At 40.5% G+C, this 4,107-nt stretch carries 5 protein-coding genes; 1 reads left to right on the forward strand and 4 read right to left on the reverse strand.

The window, feature by feature from the left end:
- The coding region (locus tag Q7P41_RS05825; RefSeq protein ID WP_303882851.1) for a hypothetical protein at positions 1 to 265 on the forward strand (265 nt) is incomplete at its 5' end.
- 165 nt (positions 266 to 430) lie between these two features.
- Here Q7P41_RS05825 and Q7P41_RS05830 read toward each other — a convergent pair.
- The 4 genes from Q7P41_RS05830 to Q7P41_RS05845 form a co-directional block, all read right to left on the reverse strand.
- The gene (locus Q7P41_RS05830) at positions 431 to 844 is read right to left on the reverse strand and encodes a hypothetical protein (protein WP_303882852.1); all 414 of its coding nucleotides are present in this window, start codon (positions 842 to 844) and stop codon (positions 431 to 433) included.
- 78 nt (positions 845 to 922) lie between these two features.
- Complete coding sequence (locus tag Q7P41_RS05835; protein WP_303882853.1) at positions 923 to 1,747, reverse strand: Na+/H+ antiporter NhaC family protein; 825 nt, start codon at positions 1,745 to 1,747, stop codon at positions 923 to 925.
- A gap of 885 nt (positions 1,748 to 2,632) precedes the next feature.
- The gene (locus Q7P41_RS05840; RefSeq protein ID WP_303882854.1) at positions 2,633 to 3,415 is read right to left on the reverse strand and encodes an SDR family NAD(P)-dependent oxidoreductase; all 783 of its coding nucleotides are present in this window, start codon (positions 3,413 to 3,415) and stop codon (positions 2,633 to 2,635) included.
- Between the two features lie 78 nt (positions 3,416 to 3,493).
- On the reverse strand, positions 3,494 to 4,107 hold a 614-nt coding region (locus Q7P41_RS05845), incomplete at its 5' end, for an ATP-NAD kinase family protein (RefSeq protein WP_369693142.1).

The following is a 4,107-nucleotide window of genomic DNA, read 5'->3' on the forward strand; positions in this document are numbered from 1 at the left end:
AAGAACATGTATAGTAGTGGACAAGCTGGACACAAAACCTTATATGGGCCAAGATCTCAAGCCTAATATTGCAAACAAAACTTTATTTCTAGGAGAAGTGGTTGATGCGTATGCGGATGAAGCTTATACATCGGAGAGAAATTTCCCTGATCACGTCTACGGGTTACGCTTTAAGAAAAAGAATGGCAATTTACACAAACGCTGGGGGCAAAACCTTGGCGAAGTAATGGTCGAGTTGAGTGACGAAAGACTAACCAATTTATAAATAAAAAAAGGGGCTTTGAAGCCCCTTTTTGGCAAAATGCGATCAAATATATCCCCCTTACTTCGATAAAGACTTTCTCATTTTATTTAACCTTCCATATCCGCCTCAGCTCTTTTCAATTTGACATCAGGCTCAGTGGGCATTCGAAATAATGGAATGAATCTATCAAGACCGGTTATTGTTAACATTAATAGCAATATTATAGCAACGTATGCCATTAAAATTATATTTTGCAATATCGCTAAAACCGAAAGTATAAAGCGGATATACTGAATCAGCTATATCTCTAAAGAAAACGACATAACAGTGCCATGGAATAAGCAAAGCACTAAAACAAGCCATCGCATCGGAGAAGGTAGCATTTCTTAATCTTATCCTATACATATCTTCTTCGCTAGCATCAACATTATTATCAGTCATCTGCTTTATTATTGGCCCAATAGTCACTATCTGAGCCATTTCATCAGCTAATAGCACATTGCCTAATATGCAAAAAACTCCATTATAAAATAACAATTGGCGCACGCTTTTAGATATTCTTAAAATGGACTTAGAAAACGGTTCAAATGCATTCATCATGTTCATTATTCCTCCAAATGCAGTGACTCAAAGCATCATTGCTACCGAAGCGCTCCCTGCATCCGAATAACCAATGTATTAAAGGTCAAGAAAGCCCATTAAACTAGTTGAACCTATAATTAACCCCATCACAAGCGAATAAACAATACCTAACCCTAAACACAATAAAGTTGGAACGCCTTTAAAAAAGGGCAAAATCATGTAGTTTGGAACGCCTTCGCTGACTTGTTTCAATAACATAACAGCAGAAGGTCTTTCAACTTCCAATGTCGCCCAAGCCTCAGGTGGAATCTGTGCGATTGCCTCCGACACCGCGGTAGATAATACAATTATAAAGGATGGTTGGTTAGGAAGACCCATACTTGCACCAACTACGAAAAACAGCAACGCTGATAACAAAAGACATAATAATGACCAAACCCCTTGGTATCTGACCCTATCGATTACTTCGACATTCTGCACCCCGCAACTGACGATAGTCGTATCAGATATCAGGCCTATATTACCCCCGAAGCAAAAACCACCCGCTAAGGCTGCAGTAGTTAATGCGAAATTTCCGCCGGTAATGTGATTCAACCATAAAAACACAGGCGCACAGGCTGCGAAGGTTCCCCACGAAGTACCTGTTGCCACAGAAAGTGCACACGTCGTTATAAAAGCAACGACTGCAACAAGTTTACCGGTAACTCCCATTCTAAGGGCTAACCTGATAATTGCGGCCCCAACACCTGTAGCCATGAAAGATTCTGCCATAGCATAGGCAAACATAAGTATAAAAAACACAAGTATAATAGTGCTTACGCTTTCAACCACTTTATCTATAATATCGTCATAACTCCGTTTGTCGACAAATGCTACAATAAAAGCTCCATAAACTGCAGCTATAGATGCTGCAACCTTCACATCTACCCCTTTAAGCAACAATGCTACTATCACAAATTAGGAGATATTTTTAACAAGGCCATGTCATTTACCTCCCTAAATATATTTAGACACATAAAACAGTAAAACTAGCCATTGGCTAAGTGCCAGTAGATAGTGATTCAGAGTCAAGCAAGCCGCAGGTCTTTACGACAAGCTCATAATGCATATCCCGACATTACTTTCCAACACAGGGACATCTAACGCCTTACAGGAGCTTTTTATAACTTACAAAGACTTCATTTTCCGCGAGAAGCGGAAGGAGCAAAACTTGAAAAAATCATAAGAAGACCCTGTGCTTACCCACGATAGATTTTCAAGGTCCTTTAAGGTCCTTTATCGTATGTTTTTATCGATTGCCACTTAGCTTTAAAGACACTACATCAAAGAACCATGACCAATCCCCCTTCACGTTAAATTGAAAATAAATTTTCATACCTAATATTAATAATTTTGTCAAGAGGTTAATTATTTTTACATCATCAAACAATAGTTTCACGAGGTTAACGTAACAATGAAAGAATTTGGATAAAGCCTCTGGGTTTTTAGACTTTAGAAGGAATATGCCCATAAGAAGGTGTGCTCGATATAATGAGCCTGGATTGCACTAAACTAACTATAGCCATAGATAAATTGCTGTATAGGAGCCATTTATCTATGGCTCTTCTAAAACAATTGTTATATAATTGTTATATATCGTAATTTATAATCGTTACTTATTAGTATCCCTAATTCTATTTGTCTCGAATATAATTAAAACTTGGCATATTTAACCGCGGGAGTGATTATAAAAATCTTTTAAATCAACGAAGTTCTACCCGACATTATTGCCGAGAAAAGTCAAAAATATACAGAGTGCCGCCTAAACTAAGCCAACCCGCCACCATCTACTACTAACACGGCTCCCGTTATCCATTTAGATAAGTCACTTGCCAAGAATAATACTGCATTAGCTATATCTTCAGGAGTGCCTATCCTCCCCAAAGGCCTCTCTCTGGCAGAGGACTGCAGAAACTCTTCTTCGTTAACCCCAAGTTGACGTGCTTCTCCTCTAAGCAAAGGTGTATCTATGTCACCGGGACAAACGCAATTTACCCTGATGTTGTCTTTCCCATGATCTATGGCCATAGCGCGCGTGAGGTTTACGACACCGCCTTTAGCCGCACAGTATGAAGCTGCCCTTTCCCCACCTTTTAGACCCCATCCAGAGCCGGTGTTTATGATGCTGCCTCCACCACCTGCAGCCATAAGCGGTATGGCATGTTTTGACAACAAATACGTTCCTTTTAAGCAGACATCTACAGCCAGATCCCATTCTTTCTCATTTAATTCGACTACTGTCTTCCTAATAATGATGCCCGCATTGTTATGTAAAATATCGAGCCTGCCAAATTTATTTTTTATCTCTTCCATGACCGTTTTGCAGTCTTTTTCAGAGGTTACGTCGCATTTCATGAAATAGGCTTTTCCACCTTGATCCACTATCTTTTTGGCAGACATCTCGCCTTTTGTTTTGTCGACATCGAGTAAAACTACCTGTGCACCAAATTTTGCAAGGATCTCGGCCGTAGCGTACCCAATACCCGATGCAGCACCTGTAACTGCGGCTACTTTTCCTTCCAGCGACAGAACATCTTTATCTTTCATCATTTTCTTCACCTTCCGCTTGAAAGTATCTACTCGTATTAAGGGCGTTTGGTAGAAACTATAATTTGCCTCAGCCCTATTTTAAAAAGAAACCGGATATACGGCGTATTCTTTATAGCCAGTAATGACCTTTATATATCCGGCAAGCATTTCATCGACTTCGCCATCGCCGCTATCCACGAGAAGGGGGGCCCCCTTCAAGGAATGCAGCTTGCTCTTGGTGGAAACGACTATTATGTTGTCCTTTCCTATCTTTTTGATGATCCTCGGGCTCAATTGCTGATTTCCTCGACCCAAGATGTACCCTTGCCCCCCAATAGGTGTGACGATCAATTTGGAACGTTTGTCGTCGATAATTTCCAATAATTGTTTTTCCGAGACGTCTTTGGCGAGAAGTTTTCCGTTGCTTACGACATCCACCCCAAGCAAACTGTAATCTAACCCCAATAACTGCATAATCTGTCTCGTAGTGGTACCTGGACCTACTATGTAAATGCAGTCTTGTTCCATATTTTCTACTACCTCAGCGGCAATTGCTTCCTGTTCGTATTTTTCGCTGGGAGGGGTGGCAGCTTTTACGTTCTGCACATGCCTTCTTTCGAAGGGAATTTTTAAGTAACCGTAAAGCCTGGCGCTCACGATGCCTTTTCTAAACAACTCTTCATCGATGTCCATAACTTCCGCCTCTCTAAACC

It is taken from the genome of Acetomicrobium mobile, from assembly GCF_937920065.1.

What these genes read in the sequence shown, in the direction of transcription:
- Q7P41_RS05830 (WP_303882852.1), bottom strand. Translation starts at nt 844, where the DNA reads ATGATGAATGCATTTGAACCGTTTTCTAAGTCCATTTTAAGAATATCT.
- Q7P41_RS05840 (WP_303882854.1), bottom strand. Translation starts at nt 3,415, where the DNA reads ATGATGAAAGATAAAGATGTTCTGTCGCTGGAAGGAAAAGTAGCCGCA.